Source organism: Gracilibacillus halotolerans (assembly GCF_014206945.1).
Lineage (GTDB): Bacteria > Bacillota > Bacilli > Bacillales > Amphibacillaceae > Gracilibacillus > Gracilibacillus halotolerans.
In genome coordinates this window covers 1-18,314 of sequence record NZ_JACHON010000017.1, presented here as the reverse complement: position 1 = coordinate 18,314, position 18,314 = coordinate 1, and the positions used below count along the sequence as shown (strand labels likewise).

Here is an 18,314-nt window from a genome sequence, read left to right as displayed (position 1 = left end):
CTACTCTTCTCCTTTAGAGGCTATAGAAATTCCATCTAAAAAAATTTCCATGGACGGTGTAGCTACTTGTTGAGCACGCTTTTCCCCCCCATAAACTAGCTCCATCATAATGGCATTCATTAATGCTATAAATGCAATGACGAGCTGTTCTGGCTCTCTTTTCTTCAGTTTGTTTTCATGGATTGCCTTACGAAATATCGGTTCCAATAAAGATAGTTGTTCATCTTCATAAAAATATACAGCCTTATTTACTTCCTCTAATAAATGCATCGGAGGATAGAAGGACATCCGTAGCCAGAATTTCATGTTCTTATCATTCGAAAATCTATCTATAATATCTTGGATCAAAAGATGTAACGTTTCATTGAATGATTGTGTATCTTCTTTCATTAACACATCATGCAGATGTGATAACTCTTGTTGTAATGCATCATTCAATACTTGTATAAATAGATCATCCTTCCCATCAAAATGAGAATAGATGGATTGTTTTTTTATCCCTACTTTACTTGCAATATGAGCTAATGACGTTCCCTCATATCCGTAGTTTGCAAATAAGGACATGGCGGCTATTTTTATTTTATTCGCTGACATAATCATCCTCCTTAACGGACTAACGACCGTTCGTAAGGTGATTGTACCACCCCAATTATCAGGAGTCAATTTACTAGTATAATTTCCTACGCGAAATAGACACCTTCCAATTACATTGGCAAGATGTCTTTCTATTCTTACTTATAGAGTTATAATCATTTCAGCCGTAGCCAACCGTTTTTTAGTGCCATTCCTATAATAACTATAGAGGTAGCTAACGTTAATAAAATAAACGACCAACCATGTTGATTTAGAACAAATAGTGGAGCAAAGGTTACTAATAAAATTTCCACTGGCGCAATCGGTATATAGGCAAGCGCATAATCATCTAACGTTTTGCTCTCAGATTTTGAGTCCACAATTCTTAATAAAGCAATACCCATAGCAACAGTTCCTGTTGTCCAACCCCACGTAAATATGCCTCTTTCAAACCAATATTGTGGAAAGAACTTTCTAGATAACACGCTAAAGAAAAGATAAGCGTAAATCAAACCGAAAACGAACAGCATGATTAATGGTAATGCATAGTCGATAACAGCTGAAATACTAATTGAGCCAATTCCAAAAGCGACAAGAACATCTGTAGCACTACCACTTATTCGATCGACTACATCTTTGCTTACATATTTAGCTGTGTTCGTAATGTTTAACAATTGCTTCACTAATAAACCTGCAAGGAAAGCTAACGAGAACACTGGAATAACAACTGACGGAATTAATACAGTACCTAATTTACTTAAGTAATAGCCACACATCGCGATAATGGTTACTAGCGCAAAGTGAAAAATATAGGGATCTATCGAGATAGATGAAACGGTATCTGTTTCCGACTTTGTCCTCGACTCTGGAGGGATTAATCCTGTTCTCAATTCATCTGGCAACTCTTGAAAAGAAGCAAGAAGCGACGTTTGTCCTTTAGCTGATCCTCTTTTTATCAAAAGTATTCCGATTAAAATAGAACTAATAATCCCTATCGTAGCAGAAGTCATCGCCAATGAAGTAGCTTCCGGCCATCCATTTTGTTCAAATGTAGCGCCTATTGCAGCAGCTGTTCCATGTCCACCAATAAATCCTGACGCCAATAATAAACCAAAGCCGTTATGTATATCCGTCCAGAACGGATTAATAAATAGAAAAGCAAATAATAGTCCCATCCCCCACATTAACACCATAACAAGTTGTGAATATGACCACATACTACCTACTCTCGTCTTAATCGCATGCCAATCTACCTTTGGTGATACAAGTGGTAAGCTGCCAAAAATAATCGCAATTAATATACTAGGATATGTCCCCATTTGGTCAGAAAATGGAATGAGTCCTATACCATTTGGTCCTGCCATTAGAGCTAGTATCCCAGCGATAATACTTGCAGGAAGAAACATACTTTGGACAAATCGAACTTTTGCTCGAATAATTGTCCCTACAATTAATAGGACTGATATCCAACCGATATCATTAAACAACAACCACGGCGAAAACTCCATACATATCCTCCTAAGCATTATGAGAATATTAAGTAATTCCCATTTCTTAGATGATTCTCCTCATATAGCTTGCTCAAGATTGGGCGTATGATTCTTAACTATTACTATTTTATTTTTGAATGGTAAGCTCTCAGTCATGAACAGCGAGAACAAATTCTCGGTTAAATTGATGGTGTTCATGATAAAATAGGGGTTGTGCATCATTGAGGAGAGAATAGTATGAAACATCATCGGAGTATCATTAAAAGAATAACATTATATCTTGTTGGTTTATTTTTCCTTTCATTGGGTGTAAGTATTTCTATCCTAGCAGATCTCGGTGTGTCTCCTGTATCATCTTTAGCCTATGCAATGGCACTTACCTCAGGCTTATCCGTTGGTATGATGACAATCGTGGCAAACTTGCTATTTATTGTAGTACAAGTCATCTTGAATAAACGATTTAACTTACGAGAGTCAGTAATACAATTAATTATAGCCATCCTATTTGGCTCTTTTGTAGATATGACCTTGTTTTTGGTGCGTTTTTTACCGCCTGCAGACACTTTAGTAATACAGTGGTTATATTTAATAATTAGTTTATTTGTTATTTCAATTGGGTTACTCGGTTATTTTAGTGCGAAATTAACACTGATGCCGTACGACGAGTTAACGCATGTAATTGGTGAAAAGTTTAACATTGTACTTAGTAAAGCCAAAATTACGAGCGACTTATTAAGTGTTATCATCGCAGCTTTAATATGTATTATCTTTCTTCAGTCATTTGGAGCAGTTGGAATTGGTACCTTGCTAGCTGCTTACTTTGTAGGAAGAATACTCGGTTGGCTAATTAGACGTTATCAAAAGCACCTTATCCATTGGCTTACCGAATAAAATATTTTATCTAAGCCGTCTTCGTCGTGGTGAAGACAGCTTATCTATTAAATTTCTAACTCTTTAGGTGGTTCGCCCTTTTTGTTCATTAAACGAATATTTATTGGATGTATTTCGAGCAGTGTATAGTTAGGGTCTGTTGGCCCTTCAAAATATATTTTCATATCATCATTCCAAAGCTTCTTTTTCAGTTCTTCAGAATGATTGAAACGGACTTTACCCTCGTATTCAATATATTCATCACCAAACCCATCGCCCTCATAACCAATTATGATGTGGGTATATGGATTTCCTTCTATCTCTTCAATTTTGTCCGTATCCTTAGCTGTCGGTGTAAACAATGTTAATTCTCTGTTAAAGAAAGTCATATAGCGAGAGTGAGGCTTATTGCTTTTCACTGTGGCCATTGTCCCGATGTGACTTCCTTCAAGAATTTTCTCGATATTTGCTCTAATCTCAGATTGGTTCACATCCAACACCTCCTTCTTTAGAAAAGTATAATAAATCCCCCGCCTATATTTTTAGGCTAGGGGAATATTTTTAAAACTTAAGGTTATTCCTTACGGTCTGAATCACGATTCGATAGCTCAAAATCATCATCGATATCTTCCCCGAACTCAACACCATAATTCACGTTATCTGAACGAATCCTTTGATTCGTCGTCGCTTCATCGGATTCACCTAATCGGTCAAACAGTATTGGAATACATATTAAACTGCTTAGTCCAACAAGGCTATAGATGATACGTGCTAAACCGGAATCCTGACCACCAAAAATGGAAGCAACTAGATCAAACTGAAAAAGACCTATTAGTCCCCAGTTGATACCTCCAATTATTAACAAGACTAGCGCAATACGCTTTATCGTACCCACTATGCTTACACCTCCTTATAAGATTTGCTATATTTTCTGTCGAAATACGTAAACTTATGTATGGAAATAGTTGTTTCACGTAAAAATAGTGTTATAAAGAGAAATATGGAAAGTAGGTATTTTCCGCAGAAAAAAAGTACATACTAACCAACGAGGAGTTGATATGTATGTTAAAATTGCAGACAGCGATTGAAGGAAAAAGAGCTAATTTTGGTGATGCATGGAGACTATTTAAATCTCACGGATTTTTCTTTTGCCATAATTTTGATTATGATCAGGGTAAATTCGATAGCCTTTTGCATCGTGATGGCCCTGAATCCATATACATAAGAGTTCCATTTTTTGTCGTACAAGGGGAGCTTGATCAGCGAAGTGCCTATATTGAATTTGGGCAACCGTATGTCATTAAACATATTGTGAACTTTGGATTAGATTGGGATGAAAATTCATTACTAACCGCAACAGGTCTAAATCAATTTCAAAAACCTCTTGATAAAGATGCAAACATCGTGGATAAGAGTAGATGGGCAGAAGCTGGAGAGCAACAAGTTGAACGGGTCGCACAATTACTTTAGGGATATTTATCAGTCAAAGGCAATGCATCTATTAACTCTATCCCCCATACGAGGAAAGATGGTTTACTTGGTTAAAGTTTATAATAGCCCATGCCTGTTGCCTAAATTCAATATTGCTTATACAAGCATTGATCAGGCTTGTTTTTCCCGACCCAACCTCACCATCAGATAACTCATATAATATAGCATTAATAACAGCACCATGAGCGACCAACAACACTTTTTTATCATGGAATCGTATGTTTATTTCTTTTAAACCTTCTACGACCCTTTTCGTTAAAGATAATCTATCCTCTTGATTTGGATAAACCCCATCGGGAAATAATGTGAGACGCTCCTTTGGTGTTAAGCCTTCTGCATCGCCATAACCTCTCTCTTGAAATTCTGGCATTTCTATAATTGGAACCTTAATATGGTTTACCTCATTCGAAAAATTCATACCAACTGGATTAACTTGGTTAGGTATCGTATTCGTTATTTTAATTGCGACTCGAATTATTCGAATGCTATAAAGCAGAGCAGCAGTTAAAATCTAGAAAATAAAATTGTCTACATGAACCCATTACCTAGTGTATTGGGTTCTATTTATGGATAATTGAAAACTCACCGACTATTTATCTATTTCCATTTCTAAATCATGAAATCTATCTTGAATCGTTTGCAAGACATAGTTTGCATCCTTCATTTGGTAATTTTCTAAATCTACAGGATGACCAAAATTGACAATGATTTTCTCCCTTTTAAAGATTCCCTTTAAGGAAGTCGGACCTCGATAGACTGCTGGTATAATAGGCACACCTGAACGTTTCGCAATCACAAACGCACCTTTTTTCAATCCCGTTTCTTCACTTGATCTTGTACCACTCGGAAAGATCCCGACAACTTTTCCTTCTTTCAATAACTTATGAGGAATCTTCAATGCACTAGGACCTGGATTCTCGCGATCTACTGGAAAAGCATTCAAAGATGTAAAAAACCTCTTCGTCACATGTGATTTAAAAAGTTCCTTCTTTGCCATATAGTATAAAGGAGTAGGTTTCATGGCTATCCCTAATGCGAGTACATCTATCCAAGTACGGTGAGTACATACAACAACATAACCCGTGAGATTGGATGGAATTCGATTCCGATTTACTGCACGAACACCTCCACCAAAAATACTGAGAAATATATGGATGACGGACCTTCCAAATTTATACATAGTGCGCTTCTCCTTTTTTTATTTTTTTATCGTTCCTTGATGAAAAAACATTTGCCATCTTCCGTCAATATATTTCCAAATGCTGCTTCTTAAAGTTGATTGTTGTCTTGTTGTATCCTCCACTCGATATGTCGTAAGCACAACATCAGGAGAAAGAGGGTGAACATTAAAATCATATAAAGACATTTGTCTAACTTCGACTCCCTCGTCAACTATACAATCAGCTTTCCAATAAATAGTACCCGAGCTCCCAAACTCAAAAAAATTATCCGCTAATAATCTATCTAATTCTAAACTCGAACTCCGTACTTCTGGCGTTAAGTGACTTTCCTCCAACTTTTTTAAAGTAAGCATTAGCTTATCTATCTCTTCCAATAATATCTCCCCACTTTCCTCCAAAATGTAAATCCATTTTACCATAAAAACGATTATATTATTTCGCTTTGGATGTTATAATATGGTAATAGTTTTAGTTATTACAAATAACTAACTCGGTGGGAGTGTGTTTAAATTGAAGAGAAATATTCTAGTTTTCTTAGCTGTTCTAATTTTTTTAGCTGGCTTATTCTTTTATTTTATAGTAACCTCCATTTATCATTTATTTACCTGAATATCCTTAAATGTTCACCTTTGTAAGTAAAAATGAACGACTATAAATTAACTTTTGCACATTCAAAAGAAAGGAGAAGAACGCTTCGTCCCTCTCCTTGTTACTTAGGCTTTTACTTTATAATAAACAGATGTAATCAACCATATAGCCAATGGTAATCCAACTCCTCCAATGAGGGCGGATGTAATAATTTTAACCGTGAGATTTGACCCAAAAATCGATAGTAATGCGATGACACCAGCAAGTATGAAGAGATATGGTACTAATCTAGTTAAAGTAACCAATCCTCTTTTCCCCTCTACCTTCCATTTATTACGATAAGCTGCCAAGAGTGTAAAAGCTGCTGGAACTGCAATGATCGTTAAAACAATGGCAATTACTTCAAGCGTAGTGTGTAAAGCTGCCGTACTTAACGCTGAACCAATCCAAGCAACTATCGTCAGTAAAATGAGGGGGAGACTTGATTTATTTAATAGATTGCTTGAGTTTTCATACTTTTCAATGGTTGTATCATTGTCGGTATATATAGGTCGTGTTCCAGGCTTCGCCCGAAATAAATGTACATCGCCTTCTGATGCTACATGAAACCAACCTGAAGTGGTAAATACATTGAAATATTCTTCCTTTTCATTCTCTTCAAGTAAGCGATAATCAATGTTGTAAATATAATCTTTACTTTCATCCTTTTCCAAGAGATATCCCATAAATTTGAATTCTCGTACATGCCAACCTTTCAATGAATATTTTCGTAATTTCTCCATATCTTTATTTTCAGAGAAAGCTAACCCGCCTGACATAATATATTTCATACGACTCATTTTCCACTCTCCTTTAATCCTTTCATTGCTAGATCGATCATTTTGTTTCTTATTTTCAAATCCTGTTCTAAAACTTCCTTTCCCTTACCAGTGAGCAAATAGGTTTTCCGTCTCGAATCCGACCCGTCATACAAATAGATCCATTCTTGTTTTAGTAATTTTTTAATGATTGTATACATAGAAGCAGGACCAATCTTAATTACTCCTTCAGAGGTTTCTTCTATAAGGTTCATTATTGCGTATCCATGTCTCGGCTCTGTTAAAGCAGCCATAATATAAAACATGCTATCCGTTAATTGTTCCGTCTTAGTCAAATTCTCACCATCTTTCTTCATTACATATGTCATAAAGTGATATATATCTAAAAGCAATATATCATCTTATGATATATCAGTCAATAGGTATATCATAAAATGATACAATAAAAAAGATTGGATTATTAGAACCCAATCTTATATACAGCAAATTTATAAATTATTACTTAACTTCCTATATATTTCTGTTATACTTAAAACATAAAAATTACATATTTTACCTAATTAAATGATGGTTAAGTCGTACGTTAGATATACTGAGAAATATTAAATGGAGAGGAGAATTAAATGATTCTATTCGTTATATTAGTGGTCTTGACTTTTGTTCTTATTGAAGTAATTTTATTGCGATTTTTTAGAAAAAAGAAGAAGGTCGATAAAGGATTTAATTTAATCTATTACAAATTATCTTATAGGAGAAGGATGATTAGGAGCTTCACTACCCTCCCTGTCGCAATTGTCGCTGTCATTATAATATATTTATATACGGAATGGAGTACAATCACATACGTTTTTTTAGGGTTATTATTTTTACTCTTATTTTCCATTGAAGTGCTTTATAACTACATCAAATGGCAACAAAATGAAAAAAATAGCACTTATTGAATTTTAATGAGAGGTACTTTTATTAACAGACAAGTGATAATTTATAAATCTAAACTTTGGAGGTAGAATAAATGAAAATTGAAATAAGAGTGGCTACTGAGAAGGATTTAGATAGCATTGTCGCCATGCTGGCAGATGATGTGTTAGGAAGTAAACGTGAACGCTATGAACAACCTCTACCTAACAGTTATAAAAAGGCTTTTCATGCTATTTCATCTGACCCGAATAATGAATTAATCGTTGCATGCAACGGTGATGAAGTGATTGGTGTGCAACAAATAACGTTTACCCCTTATATCACGTATCAAGGCGGATGGAGAGCGACCATCGAGGGAGTTCGAACCTCTTCCTCAATACGGGGGAAAGGAATAGGCACAGAACTCATCCAATGGGCGATTCAGCGTGCAAGAGAACGTGGTTGTCACTTAATTCAATTAACTACAGACAAAGCAAGAGATGATGCATTACGTTTTTATAAACGACTAGGCTTTAGTGCTACCCATGAAGGCTTGAAAATGAAACTTTAATGGCTAACTCTAATAATTTACAAACCTATTAATCTAAATCTTGGTATAACCTAATCATATCTCTACACCAGATACCGTTTTCTATAATCGTATCTTCATAATGTCTTACAAAGAAATCATGATCAATACCAGAAATTCTAAAACCACATTTTTGGTATAAAGCTAACTGTCCAACACTTGAATTCCCTGTTCCAATATCTATTGTTTTATAACCCATCTTTTTCGATTGATTGATGGCATCTAAAATTAATTGTTTTCCTATCCCTTTTCCTTGCTCGTGCTCAGACACAGCAATATTGACGATTTCAATCGTGTTTGGCCGTGTAGGAAGTAATACATAGACTCCTACGATCTCGCCACTAACCTCCGCTACAAAATTTTCACCTCTCTGCACATACTCATTTACTAACTTTAGAGAGGGATCAGCCAATAGTAAGAGTTCTGTAGGTGGCTTTTCTTGATTCTTTAATTTTCTAATTTGCATATATAACTCCTTAATCATTGAGATAGGTTTTTATAAGACTCCAATCACGTAATTTTTCCTCATACGATTTTACATTTCTCCCCGGCGTTGGACTAGTGGATGGGAGTTTTACTACTTCTATCTCAGGATTCACCTTGTTAGCAGCGTATTTTTTGAATACACTATAAGCCTTCGTACCATTAAGAACGATTAATTTAATAGTTGGATGTTTAGAAAGGAGATTTTCAAAATCATTAGGTATCTCATTTTTTATTTTCGAATCGAGACTCCCAACTCTTTCACACTCTTTTATAACATCCCATAGCGCAATTTTATGTTTCTTTACAATAGCTTTTCGAGTTTCATAATCATCTGTGTATTGTTCATTAAGTATGGTGAAGATTATTTTCCAAAAGTGGTTCCTTCTATTATGATAATATTGTTGTGTTCGGAGAGATACTTCACCCGGCATAGAACCTAATATTAATACTTTTGCATCTGCGCCTATAATAGGAGCTAGGGAATATTTTTTCTCTTTACTCATCGACCTTCCTCCTCTTTAGCAAACGCGTTATATAAAAGTTAGCTGATCGAATCCTTAGAATCCTGACTATATTACATTATTCCCTGTCCCGATTACTTCTTAATCCATTTCTTGAATAATCTCTGTCAGATTATCGGCTAACAACGTTACTTCCTTAAAGGACTTTCCTAGCTCCTCTATAACAGTATTAAATGCTTCCATTTCTTTTTCTATTTTATCATTTTGTTGCATTGTCTCAGAAAGTTTGTTTAAAATTTCTTCAAATCCTTGTTCAGTGTTTTCCATACTTTCATTTTCTTTTTTCACATCTTCGCGTACCTGACTGAGTGATTCCGTCAATAATTCCACTTTATTTTGTGAATTTTGGATGAGTGAGGAAACGTTATAAACAGATTCCTTTGTTTGTTCGGAAAGCTTTCTTACTTCACTGGCTACCACACTAAATCCCTGACCATACTCTCCAGCTCTTGCTGCTTCAATCGCCGCATTCAACGATAATAGATTCGTTTGATCTGCTATGCCCGTAACTATTTCTACTATATCTTGCATCTGACTTGTTATCTTAAGTAGTCCTTGTACATCAGATAATATATTTTCCATCGATGCATCAATCATCGTCATATGTTTTGTTTGTCTATTTATTTGTTCTTTACCTTGTTGTGCTAGCTCACCTGCGTTAAGTGATAATTTTGTGCCACTTTTTGACGTAGTCACTATTTCTTTTGACTGTACGATTAAATGCTGAAAAGTGCCATTTGTTTCTTCGGAAATAGAAGCTAAATTTTCTGCTTCACTATTCACTTTAGCTTGAACAGATCTCTTCTTTTCTTCTCCTTGCAATTTTATTCTTTCTGACTCTTTGTCATATGCCTCTAATACTAACTGTTGTTCTAAATTTAAAATTTTAGATACAGCTTGAATTGCAACCAAGCAATCCTCTTTAGAAGTGAGATTTTGTTGTATAATATCGATCATAGCTAAAAGTAAATCTTGGAATGCACACATATACCATTTCGTTTCAAGACCTATTTTCACATGAATATGTGCAATTTTGCTTCTTCTATCTATGAAGTCGTTGTCAATTACTCCACTAAACATCTCCACTATATGAACTTCCAGTGTGTTTTTTAACCGATCGATTGAACTATTTTGGTTAATAATATGTACTAAAGAAGATTCCGTCTCTAAATTTTTATAAAACCTTCCAACAATATAATCAATCCGCTCTAAAATTAATGGCTGAATGCTATTAATTACTTTTAAATCTTCCTCCGTGAGACTAATCATTTGAATTTGTTTCTCTATGTTACTACCACGATCTATATTTATTTTTCCTACACCGTTATATATATTGAATGTATCGTTTTTTTCTTTCGTTTTTACAAATAGCATATAACAGTCCTCCTATTCAGCCTCTATATCTTGCTACATGTTAAAAGTCCTAGGTATCCTAACATGTTATACATAAAGTTTATGGTAAATTTCCCATTTAATCAATACAAATAGGAAAATTTATCAAAATTGATTATAAAAAGTAATTTATCTAAAAAACTTGATAGTTCCTATGACTTACTAATCGGTTTGAATTAAATTTTAAATTATGCGGAACCAAATTCCTTACATTTGCCTATTATTATAATGAAGTTATTTTTTGAGCATAGGAGGTTCGTTCGTGACAAATTTTCTTTCCTTTTCTGGGGTAGTTACCGAGATTCATGATATGTATTTAGGTGAAAATGAGGATGAAGGTTGTAATCAATTATTTACAGTAGTAAATCGTCATGGGGAGGTTGTGAATTTTTCAGTTTCTCCTTCGACATATTTGATCGATCAAGTATCAATAGGAGACATGGTAACAGGCTATTATGATGGTGATTTACCTGTCATCCTGATTTACCCACCACAGTACCAAGCAATTGTTTTGGTGAAAGAAGTACAAGATCAACATGTGAAAGTAGATTATTTTAATAATCAATTAATTAGTAGCGACCAACAACTTCAACTAAATATTTCCCCTAATACTACCATTGAGTTAACTAATGGGCTTCCATTCAATAGAAGTCCTGCAAATCGCGATCTCGTAGTGATTTATGGGCCTACTACACACAGTATCCCTGCACAGACTTCTCCTTATAAAATAATTGTCTTATGTAGACAAACGACATATCGTTAAAATTTCAAAAATAAGCTGTTTTATAAAATCATACTCTTGCCCTAATGTAACAGCCTTAATCACTATAATTGTTCCAGCATATGATAGTAGTAATAAAAACAGAGGAGGTGTCACCTTATGTCTGACTATTGTGGAAGCAACAATGGTAGCTTCGCGCTTATTGTTGTATTGTTTATTCTATTAATTATTGTAGGCGCGTCTTATTTATCTTAATAATCTAATAAGTTACTTTTTAGCTGTTGGAATTGGTTCTCTCCTCTCTTAAGCTCAGTGTGATAGCATGAGCCGTTTTTGCCCTTTTCTTCCTTTTATGCTTTTACTGCCTCACTGTATAAAGCCTAATTATCTCCTCTACTTTTAATTAAAAGTAATGAACGGTATATCGACTCTCTCTGTAATCCAGAGGGAGTCATTTTTGCGTTCAATGTATAGCACTCCATCACTCTTTTCAATCTAGTTTTGTAGAGGGACAATGATTAAATTCTTTAATAAAGGGTAGTATACTTCCATAACAACAAAAGAGGTGATAGAAATGGCTAACACAATTAAACAAGAAGAGATAGACACTTTAAGAAAGTTAATTAAAGATGTCGATACCGCTATGTTGACTACAGCTACAGATGAAGGGCTCATTTCACGCCCAATGAAAACACAAGAAGTTGAGTTCGATGGTGATTTATGGTTTTTCACAAAGAGAGAGACGAATAAGTATAGAGAGATTTTACATGATAAAGATGTGAATGTTGCATATGCTGGAAAATCCTATGTTTCTGTTAGAGGGAGAGCAGAGATTGTAGAAGATATAAATAAGAAAAAAGAGTTATGGAGTAAAGCATACGAAAAAGTCATGGATACAACTTATGATGATCCAACCCTTATCCTGATAAAAGTAAAAGCCGAGGCCGCAGAATATTGGGAGACTGGTAATTTCACTAAGAAAGTTGCATTCATGTACAAGCGAATGACTGGTCAAGAAACAGATTCCACAGATATCAATGAAACAGTGGAATTGGATAGAAATTAACTATAAAGGATTGTCCGTTTTGGGACAATCCTTTATTATGATTCAGTATATAGGTAGTTTCATAATTGACTCACGATAGGTCTTTAAATTGGTTTTCTATAGAAATACTGTAAGGAACCAAAGAAAAAGATAATAAAGCTACCCCCTACAACTATTAATAATTGATCCCAAGGTACAAAAAACACATTATCTGTACCTCCACCGATATTCATCATAGAAAAAGGTTGGGCCCATGGATAATATGGTCCAAAATGTTCTGAATTTACTACTAATATTGTTGGCAAGGTAAATACTACGTTAACTGCAAACGGAGCAGCAAAGCTCTTAAAAAATATAGATAATCCCAATTGAAGGGCAACTAATGGAAGTGTTGCTATCCATCCGCCAAGTATGCTCTTCCATACGATATTAATTGGAAATGGATCAGTAAATCCCTTTATCATTCCTACTCCATAAATGGAACTTAGATATAATAGTTGCATAATCAACACAAGGAATATCAATACCATGTACTTCGCTGTAAATACTCTCCATCTGGTTACAGGTAATGATAATAATTGCTTCCAACCACCTGCCTGGTGCTCATATCGACAAATCACACTTGCCAATACACCTGTAATTAATGGTAAGAAGAGTAAAGCATACGTCAAATTTATACCTAGAACTAACATATACCACTGATTAATCTCTATCTCGTTTGGAAAGCTTGGTAGCAAACCAATTATTAACCCTACAAGCGGTCCCGCTGTAATTATAAATATAATGCCGGATTTTCGTAATTTAAACCATTCAGATGAAAGTATGGATAGCATCTATTTAACATCCCTTCTAACAAAATCAAACATTCCGATAATATACAGTAAACTACCTACTCCAACACCTAACAATACATTAATAAGTGGCTCATCCCATTCATTTATTAAGGAAGGCCATTTCCAAATCATCCAATCCGGCAATAAATAAGCGGAATAGGTAAGAATCACTCCTAATACACCTACTGCTATGGGAACTCCTTGATTCTTGCTTACTATCGCAATCCATAGTTGTAATGCAAGTACTGGTGTTACTGCGAAGTATGGATAGAAACTATGTTTTAATAATTTTCCATATGGAATTTGTCCTTGCAATTCTAGTATCATACCAAATCCAAGGGTGAACAACATCAATAGAAATGAAGATATAAATAACAGTAATGCAAGCACGGTTAACTTTGATAAATATACACTTATTTTTGTAACTGGAAAGGCAATTAATTGTTTCCACGCATTGGTTTCATTTTCTACGCTAGTCATAAATGAAGTTAAAATTACAACTCCCAACACAAGCGCAAGTGGGGTAAAAGTACTGACGTTCAGTATGTAATATCCCCACTCATCATTACTTTGCTGAAGCAAATAATCCTTCCGCACCCCATAATTAACCATTTGAAGTGCAACCACACCAAAAGGTCCGAGAAAAGTCAAAAACCAGAAGCCTTTTCGCTTAATTTTTAGAAAATCAGCACATAATAGATTTTTAATCATCCTCTTCCTCCCTCGTCATTTGAAGAAAGATTTCTTCCAGTGATCTTTTCTCCTCTTCCACACGGTATATAGAGACGCCTGATTCAACGAGGATTCGAATAGCTTCTGCTATCTCCATATCAGCCAGCTCAGGCAGTAAAATTCTACCGTTTTCATAATTTGTTTTTATTCCATTGGAAAACAGCATATTCCTAGCCTTTTCGCTATCATTCACCTTAATGGAGATACTTTGCTGTGCGTATCTCCGCATGACATCAATAGAATCCTGAAAAATCAATTTTCCTTTATTGATAATGCCAACAGTTGTTGCTAATTGGTCAACCTCAGACAGCAAATGACTGGAAATGAGGATTGTGATTCCGGCCTCATTAGCTAAACGATTAATCAAATTTCGGATTTCTATAATACCTGATGGATCTAGCCCATTTGTTGGCTCATCCAAAATCAGTAATTCCGGGTTGTTCATTAGTGAATTTGCAATTCCTAAACGTTGCTTCATTCCAAGAGAAAAACCCTTCACTTTTTTATTGGTCACATCAGATAAACCTACAATATTTAAGACTTCTTGAATCCTTGCTTTCGGTACCTCTAAAATTTTTCTGGATGCTTCCAAATTTTCATATGCTGTTAAATGTGGATAATAGGAAGGATTTTCTACAAGTGAACCAACCCTTTTCAAGATGCTGATTCGTTCTGTATCCAAGTTTTCTTGAAAAATTCGAATAGAACCTGACGTCGGTTTCATCAATCCTAACAAAATCCGTATTGTGGTTGTCTTACCTGCACCATTTGGACCTAAGAAACCATATATTTCTCCTTTTTTAATTTTCATGTCTAATTTACTAACTGCCTCTTCCTTACCAAAACGCTTTGTTAACTCTTTTGTCTCTAAGATATACTCCATTCTTTTCACCTCTCTATTTATTTTAGAAGGAGAAGGTTAAAATGAAGTATGTGAGAAGTTTAAACTTTGTTTAAAAAACGTGTATCTGAAAGAAATGGAAACCTTCAGATACACGTTACTTGAATTTCTTTATTTTAATGGTTGTTCCATTTTTACCTGAATCTATCTCCCAAACCAAATCCATCTCTTGCACCATCATATCAACAATGGATAGGCCAACTCCTGCTCCTTTTTTACTAGATTTATATTGCATCCCTTTTCCCCGGTCCATAATGACAATTGCATCATATTGACTTGTTGACTCTGTTTTTACAGCAACATATTTTCCAGACCTAGCGTGGCGAAGTATATTTTGTAATAAATTGTCGATGATTCGGCTTAACCAAAATGGGTCAATCCTCCACTGATTACTACTAAATGACTTTAAATAAATCTCTATTTCAAAGCCTTCTCTTTCAAAAGCAGGATACCAGGAAGCCAAACATTCACGAATATAACGAACCACATCTATTTCTTTAAGCTCATATTTATACTTACTAGCCATTAATAACGTGTAAGACATCAAGTTTTCTATCAGTCTGTCCATATCGACTACTGAGTTTTCTATAGATTTTAAGCTCTGTTTCCCCCCTGTGGTTAACACTTCTCTTCCTAATGAATACGTTTGAGATCGTATTTTAGTTAAAGGGGTACGTAAATCATGTGAAAGATTAGCGATTAACTCTTTACGCAGCTGCTCCTCCTCTTGTTCTCTATGCTTACTCTCCCTTAGTTCCTTTACCATTTCATTAAATGTTTGCTCTAGTTGACCAATTTCATCATTTTTTTTGACCTTTATTTGAGTTGGCATTCCAACTACATCTCTAGTTGTCATCGCATCTTGTAAGGATAGTAATCGTTTTCTAATCTGCCAGAAGAATAAGAAAGAAACGATAATGAATAGTGATATGATTAAAAGTATACCTATTGATAGGAGATTTCCATAACGATCATACAGCTTTTGTATTGGCGGTTGGAAAACTTCTCTAGGGAGTTCCAAGACAATAAAACCATCTTTTTCTTCATTACCTACAAATGCTATTACAGTAAAAGGTTCTCCTCCGTAACGATCCTTAATAAATTTCGCTGTAAAAGCAGAAGTCCATTCAGTAGGAATTTCCTCCGTAACATCTAATGCCTCAGTTAAAATACCACTTTCATTTACCCAAAACATGGATGCTTCTGAATATTCATGTTTCCATTTTTCAAAATGCTGCTTAATTTGGTCTATTGAAGCATCCTCTATCTGTGCAGCTTCAGTATGCCATTTTTCCTCTATTACACCATAGTCTCTACTATTATCTTTTGAATCTTCTATATTTTCAGCTAATCCTAAGACAAACAGACCAATAACTAGAAACGAAATTTGAATAAGAAATAGAGCCATAAATATGATGAGCATATACTTAGCCAGTAACGATTGAAAAAATTTCTTCATACCTTCACCCGATATCCGATTCCGCGGATAGTTTCAATAATTGAAGGTTTCGATGGGTTTTCTTCTAGTTTCTCTCGTAAATACCGTATATGTACCATTAATGTCTTATCACCTTCCATATAGGTTTCTCCCCAAACTCCTTCGTAAAGCTGTTCCTTTGTTAAGATTTGATTTAAGTGACGGATGAAGTATTGAAATAAATAGTATTGCTTACCCGTTAACAAAATTTCTTCATTTGTATTTTTATCAATTATTCTTAAATCTTTCATGTGTACTTTCAAATGCTTAAGCTCTAATATTTTGTCATTCTTTTGAAACCTTCTTAATAGCACTTCTATACGTGCTGCAAGTTCTTCTGGGTGAAATGGCTTTGTTAAGTAATCATCAGCAAACCCAAGTCCTTCAAGCTTATCTTCTACTGCAGTTCGTGCTGTAAGCATTAAAATTGGTATATCGGTAATTTCCTTTTTTATTCGTTTTCCGATAGAAAAACCGTCCAATCCAGGTAGCATAACATCTAAAATAGCTATATCGATATTTGTTGTATATCTTTCAAGATGCTCACCATCTTTTAGCCATGTTACATCATATCCCCTTTTCCTTAAATCATTTGTCACCCAGCTTCCAATATCCTCTTCATCTTCTATATATAATATATTAATCATTGTATTCCTCCATAGACAGGTAAAATTTTTCCATATTATTGTTATTACTCGGATATGCTTTCATTTAATGTTCGCAAGGTTTCCATCAATATCAGCTAAGAGTAATTGCTCAGCTATTTTGTGATCTTCCTGACAAGTTAATGTACTCCCAGTATTTTGATAATATCACATTTCTCCAGCTCTATGTCTAACACAAATAATAGTCCTTAGGGTCATCTATGAAGAACTTTTCGAGGATAAACGTGAATTGTTCAACGATTGGCTACAAGGTAATGCTACAGGAGATACGCTAATTCGTGCGGGTGCACCTAAAAACTGGATCGTTGGTGATAAAAATGGAGCTGCAAGTTACGGAACAAGAAATGATGTTGCAGTTGTTTGGCCGCCGAATAGAGAACCGATTATTCTTGCAATAATGTCGCGCTACGATAAAGAGGATCCGAGTATGATGATGCGCTGATTGAAGAAGTTGCAGAGATTACACTTAACGCTCTACAGTGAATTTATTAGACGATAATTGATTAATGATGAATATTTGCTTTCTTGATTTCTGAGAAGAATGCCTTTACAAGTTTATTCTTCATTAAACTAAGTGAAATGGCCTTAACAGCATCTTTCTGCTTCATATTACCCACCTGACCTAAAATTAAATATTACGCCATTATATTCCATTTACATAGAATGTTCAATACCTAATCCCTATCTGCTGTTATTTTGCTAAAGATGCGGAAGAGTTGTCAAGAAATAATGAAGTACAAATTGATATGTTTAAACGTCCAGACTTTAGCAAGAAATTGATTATCCAAGCTGGAAATTCCAAGTCCTGGTATGACCATCTTGGTTAAACGCCACAAAAAGAAAGACATAAATTAGAAATAAGACGGAATTTAGATATATGATGTATAATTAATAAACAATCTATTTTTTAAAAACAAGAAATGAATAAACGTGATGAATTGCTAACTAGTGGATCTACGTCAATATTTTGGACACATGAAAGTTAATTTTTCAGATAGTGCTTTGAAGCTGATTTGAATATATATGTGAAGGCTTGACATGGAG

At 34.8% G+C, this 18,314-nt stretch carries 23 protein-coding genes and 1 pseudogene; 7 read left to right on the top strand and 17 right to left on the bottom strand.

Going from position 1 to position 18,314, the window contains the following annotated elements; translation table 11 throughout:
* On the bottom strand, positions 1–594 hold the full coding sequence (locus GGQ92_RS12955; protein WP_184249646.1) for a TetR/AcrR family transcriptional regulator: 594 nt from the start codon (positions 592–594) through the stop codon (positions 1–3).
* A 155-nt stretch (positions 595–749) separates the two neighbouring features.
* On the bottom strand, positions 750–2,081 hold the full coding sequence (locus tag GGQ92_RS12950) for a sodium/glutamate symporter (RefSeq protein ID WP_184249643.1): 1,332 nt from the start codon (positions 2,079–2,081) through the stop codon (positions 750–752).
* A gap of 219 nt (positions 2,082–2,300) precedes the next feature.
* Here GGQ92_RS12950 and GGQ92_RS12945 point away from each other — a divergent pair, with 219 nt between their 5' ends.
* Positions 2,301–2,954: a YczE/YyaS/YitT family protein gene (locus GGQ92_RS12945; RefSeq protein WP_184249640.1), complete on the top strand. Its 654-nt coding sequence runs from the start codon at positions 2,301–2,303 to the stop codon at positions 2,952–2,954.
* Positions 2,955–3,001: 47 nt separating this feature from the next.
* Here GGQ92_RS12945 and GGQ92_RS12940 read toward each other — a convergent pair whose 3' ends face one another.
* Together GGQ92_RS12940 and GGQ92_RS12935 are read right to left on the bottom strand one after the other, a co-directional pair.
* Entirely contained in the window at positions 3,002–3,424 is a 423-nt protein-coding gene (locus tag GGQ92_RS12940) for a pyridoxamine 5'-phosphate oxidase family protein (protein WP_184249637.1), read from the bottom strand.
* Between the two features lie 83 nt (positions 3,425–3,507).
* Complete coding sequence (locus GGQ92_RS12935; RefSeq protein ID WP_184249634.1) at positions 3,508–3,828, bottom strand: DUF378 domain-containing protein; 321 nt, start codon at positions 3,826–3,828, stop codon at positions 3,508–3,510.
* 167 nt (positions 3,829–3,995) lie between these two features.
* On the opposite strand from GGQ92_RS12935, the gene GGQ92_RS12930 reads away from it, so the two are divergent.
* On the top strand, positions 3,996–4,403 hold the full coding sequence (locus GGQ92_RS12930) for a YugN family protein (RefSeq protein ID WP_184249631.1): 408 nt from the start codon (positions 3,996–3,998) through the stop codon (positions 4,401–4,403).
* A 37-nt stretch (positions 4,404–4,440) separates the two neighbouring features.
* Here the strand turns inward: GGQ92_RS12930 and GGQ92_RS12925 are convergent, their stop codons facing one another.
* The 5 genes from GGQ92_RS12925 to GGQ92_RS12905 form a co-directional block, all read right to left on the bottom strand.
* A complete protein-coding gene (locus GGQ92_RS12925) occupies positions 4,441–4,842 on the bottom strand; it encodes a histidine phosphatase family protein (RefSeq protein WP_184249628.1) in 402 nt (133 codons plus the stop codon).
* 171 nt (positions 4,843–5,013) lie between these two features.
* Entirely contained in the window at positions 5,014–5,604 is a 591-nt protein-coding gene (locus GGQ92_RS12920; RefSeq protein WP_184249625.1) for a lysophospholipid acyltransferase family protein, read from the bottom strand.
* Positions 5,605–5,622: 18 nt separating this feature from the next.
* Positions 5,623–5,979: a nuclear transport factor 2 family protein gene (locus tag GGQ92_RS12915; RefSeq protein ID WP_246384438.1), complete on the bottom strand. Its 357-nt coding sequence runs from the start codon at positions 5,977–5,979 to the stop codon at positions 5,623–5,625.
* A 339-nt stretch (positions 5,980–6,318) separates the two neighbouring features.
* Positions 6,319–7,032 carry a DUF2812 domain-containing protein gene (locus GGQ92_RS12910; protein ID WP_184249622.1) on the bottom strand — a complete coding sequence of 238 codons (714 nt, stop codon included), beginning with the start codon at positions 7,030–7,032 and terminating at the stop codon, positions 6,319–6,321.
* Positions 7,029–7,346 carry a PadR family transcriptional regulator gene (locus GGQ92_RS12905; protein ID WP_184249619.1) on the bottom strand — a complete coding sequence of 106 codons (318 nt, stop codon included), beginning with the start codon at positions 7,344–7,346 and terminating at the stop codon, positions 7,029–7,031. Before GGQ92_RS12905 ends, GGQ92_RS12910 begins: the two co-directional genes overlap by 4 nt.
* 677 nt (positions 7,347–8,023) lie before the next feature.
* Here GGQ92_RS12905 and GGQ92_RS12900 point away from each other — a divergent pair.
* The gene (locus tag GGQ92_RS12900; protein ID WP_184249616.1) at positions 8,024–8,479 is read left to right on the top strand and encodes a GNAT family N-acetyltransferase; all 456 of its coding nucleotides are present in this window, start codon (positions 8,024–8,026) and stop codon (positions 8,477–8,479) included.
* Between the two features lie 28 nt (positions 8,480–8,507).
* On the opposite strand, the gene GGQ92_RS12895 is transcribed toward GGQ92_RS12900, so the two are convergent.
* The 3 genes from GGQ92_RS12895 to GGQ92_RS16750 all read right to left on the bottom strand — a co-directional run bounded on the left by GGQ92_RS12895 (position 8,508) and on the right by GGQ92_RS16750 (position 10,878).
* Entirely contained in the window at positions 8,508–8,963 is a 456-nt protein-coding gene (locus GGQ92_RS12895; RefSeq protein ID WP_184249613.1) for a GNAT family N-acetyltransferase, read from the bottom strand.
* Between the two features lie 10 nt (positions 8,964–8,973).
* Positions 8,974–9,486: a DNA-deoxyinosine glycosylase gene (locus tag GGQ92_RS12890; RefSeq protein WP_184249610.1), complete on the bottom strand. Its 513-nt coding sequence runs from the start codon at positions 9,484–9,486 to the stop codon at positions 8,974–8,976.
* Positions 9,487–9,585: 99 nt separating this feature from the next.
* Positions 9,586–10,878 (bottom strand): globin-coupled sensor protein, encoded by a 1,293-nt coding sequence (locus GGQ92_RS16750; protein ID WP_184249607.1) that lies wholly within the window; start codon positions 10,876–10,878, stop codon positions 9,586–9,588.
* 280 nt (positions 10,879–11,158) lie between these two features.
* Here GGQ92_RS16750 and GGQ92_RS12880 point away from each other — a divergent pair, with 280 nt between their 5' ends.
* The 3 genes from GGQ92_RS12880 (at position 11,159) to GGQ92_RS12870 (ending at position 12,683) form a co-directional block, all read left to right on the top strand.
* Positions 11,159–11,659 carry a hypothetical protein gene (locus GGQ92_RS12880; protein WP_184249604.1) on the top strand — a complete coding sequence of 167 codons (501 nt, stop codon included), beginning with the start codon at positions 11,159–11,161 and terminating at the stop codon, positions 11,657–11,659.
* Positions 11,660–11,776: 117 nt separating this feature from the next.
* A complete protein-coding gene (locus tag GGQ92_RS12875) occupies positions 11,777–11,872 on the top strand; it encodes a YjcZ family sporulation protein (protein WP_184249601.1) in 96 nt (31 codons plus the stop codon).
* Between the two features lie 319 nt (positions 11,873–12,191).
* Positions 12,192–12,683: a pyridoxamine 5'-phosphate oxidase family protein gene (locus GGQ92_RS12870; protein WP_184249598.1), complete on the top strand. Its 492-nt coding sequence runs from the start codon at positions 12,192–12,194 to the stop codon at positions 12,681–12,683.
* Between the two features lie 83 nt (positions 12,684–12,766).
* On the opposite strand, the gene GGQ92_RS12865 is transcribed toward GGQ92_RS12870, so the two are convergent.
* The 5 genes from GGQ92_RS12865 to GGQ92_RS12845 form a co-directional block, all read right to left on the bottom strand.
* Positions 12,767–13,495 (bottom strand): ABC transporter permease, encoded by a 729-nt coding sequence (locus tag GGQ92_RS12865; protein ID WP_184249595.1) that lies wholly within the window; start codon positions 13,493–13,495, stop codon positions 12,767–12,769.
* The gene (locus GGQ92_RS12860; RefSeq protein ID WP_184249592.1) at positions 13,496–14,206 is read right to left on the bottom strand and encodes an ABC transporter permease; all 711 of its coding nucleotides are present in this window, start codon (positions 14,204–14,206) and stop codon (positions 13,496–13,498) included. It abuts the gene before it with no gap.
* Entirely contained in the window at positions 14,199–15,110 is a 912-nt protein-coding gene (locus tag GGQ92_RS12855; protein WP_184249590.1) for an ABC transporter ATP-binding protein, read from the bottom strand. The genes GGQ92_RS12860 and GGQ92_RS12855 overlap by 8 nt, the downstream gene beginning before the upstream one ends.
* Positions 15,111–15,225: 115 nt before the next feature.
* Positions 15,226–16,587 carry a sensor histidine kinase gene (locus tag GGQ92_RS12850; protein WP_184249588.1) on the bottom strand — a complete coding sequence of 454 codons (1,362 nt, stop codon included), beginning with the start codon at positions 16,585–16,587 and terminating at the stop codon, positions 15,226–15,228.
* Entirely contained in the window at positions 16,584–17,252 is a 669-nt protein-coding gene (locus GGQ92_RS12845; protein WP_184249586.1) for a response regulator transcription factor, read from the bottom strand. The genes GGQ92_RS12850 and GGQ92_RS12845 overlap by 4 nt, the downstream gene beginning before the upstream one ends.
* Before the next feature lie 259 nt (positions 17,253–17,511).
* Here GGQ92_RS12845 and GGQ92_RS12840 point away from each other — a divergent pair.
* Positions 17,512–17,712 (top strand): annotated as a pseudogene (locus tag GGQ92_RS12840) (serine hydrolase); the annotation flags it as partial.
* Positions 17,713–18,314: the final 602 nt, after the last annotated feature.

What these genes read in the sequence shown, in the direction of transcription:
- GGQ92_RS12955 (WP_184249646.1), bottom strand. Translation starts at nt 594, where the DNA reads ATGTCAGCGAATAAAATAAAAATAGCCGCCATGTCCTTATTTGCAAAC.
- GGQ92_RS12950 (WP_184249643.1), bottom strand. Translation starts at nt 2,081, where the DNA reads ATGGAGTTTTCGCCGTGGTTGTTGTTTAATGATATCGGTTGGATATCA.
- GGQ92_RS12945 (WP_184249640.1), top strand. Translation starts at nt 2,301, where the DNA reads ATGAAACATCATCGGAGTATCATTAAAAGAATAACATTATATCTTGTT.
- GGQ92_RS12930 (WP_184249631.1), top strand. Translation starts at nt 3,996, where the DNA reads ATGTTAAAATTGCAGACAGCGATTGAAGGAAAAAGAGCTAATTTTGGT.
- GGQ92_RS12925 (WP_184249628.1), bottom strand. Translation starts at nt 4,842, where the DNA reads ATGAATTTTTCGAATGAGGTAAACCATATTAAGGTTCCAATTATAGAA.
- GGQ92_RS12920 (WP_184249625.1), bottom strand. Translation starts at nt 5,604, where the DNA reads ATGTATAAATTTGGAAGGTCCGTCATCCATATATTTCTCAGTATTTTT.
- GGQ92_RS12910 (WP_184249622.1), bottom strand. Translation starts at nt 7,032, where the DNA reads ATGAGTCGTATGAAATATATTATGTCAGGCGGGTTAGCTTTCTCTGAA.
- GGQ92_RS12900 (WP_184249616.1), top strand. Translation starts at nt 8,024, where the DNA reads ATGAAAATTGAAATAAGAGTGGCTACTGAGAAGGATTTAGATAGCATT.
- GGQ92_RS12895 (WP_184249613.1), bottom strand. Translation starts at nt 8,963, where the DNA reads ATGCAAATTAGAAAATTAAAGAATCAAGAAAAGCCACCTACAGAACTC.
- GGQ92_RS12890 (WP_184249610.1), bottom strand. Translation starts at nt 9,486, where the DNA reads ATGAGTAAAGAGAAAAAATATTCCCTAGCTCCTATTATAGGCGCAGAT.
- GGQ92_RS16750 (WP_184249607.1), bottom strand. Translation starts at nt 10,878, where the DNA reads ATGCTATTTGTAAAAACGAAAGAAAAAAACGATACATTCAATATATAT.
- GGQ92_RS12875 (WP_184249601.1), top strand. Translation starts at nt 11,777, where the DNA reads ATGTCTGACTATTGTGGAAGCAACAATGGTAGCTTCGCGCTTATTGTT.
- GGQ92_RS12870 (WP_184249598.1), top strand. Translation starts at nt 12,192, where the DNA reads ATGGCTAACACAATTAAACAAGAAGAGATAGACACTTTAAGAAAGTTA.
- GGQ92_RS12865 (WP_184249595.1), bottom strand. Translation starts at nt 13,495, where the DNA reads ATGCTATCCATACTTTCATCTGAATGGTTTAAATTACGAAAATCCGGC.
- GGQ92_RS12860 (WP_184249592.1), bottom strand. Translation starts at nt 14,206, where the DNA reads ATGATTAAAAATCTATTATGTGCTGATTTTCTAAAAATTAAGCGAAAA.
- GGQ92_RS12855 (WP_184249590.1), bottom strand. Translation starts at nt 15,110, where the DNA reads ATGGAGTATATCTTAGAGACAAAAGAGTTAACAAAGCGTTTTGGTAAG.
- GGQ92_RS12850 (WP_184249588.1), bottom strand. Translation starts at nt 16,587, where the DNA reads ATGAAGAAATTTTTTCAATCGTTACTGGCTAAGTATATGCTCATCATA.
- GGQ92_RS12845 (WP_184249586.1), bottom strand. Translation starts at nt 17,252, where the DNA reads ATGATTAATATATTATATATAGAAGATGAAGAGGATATTGGAAGCTGG.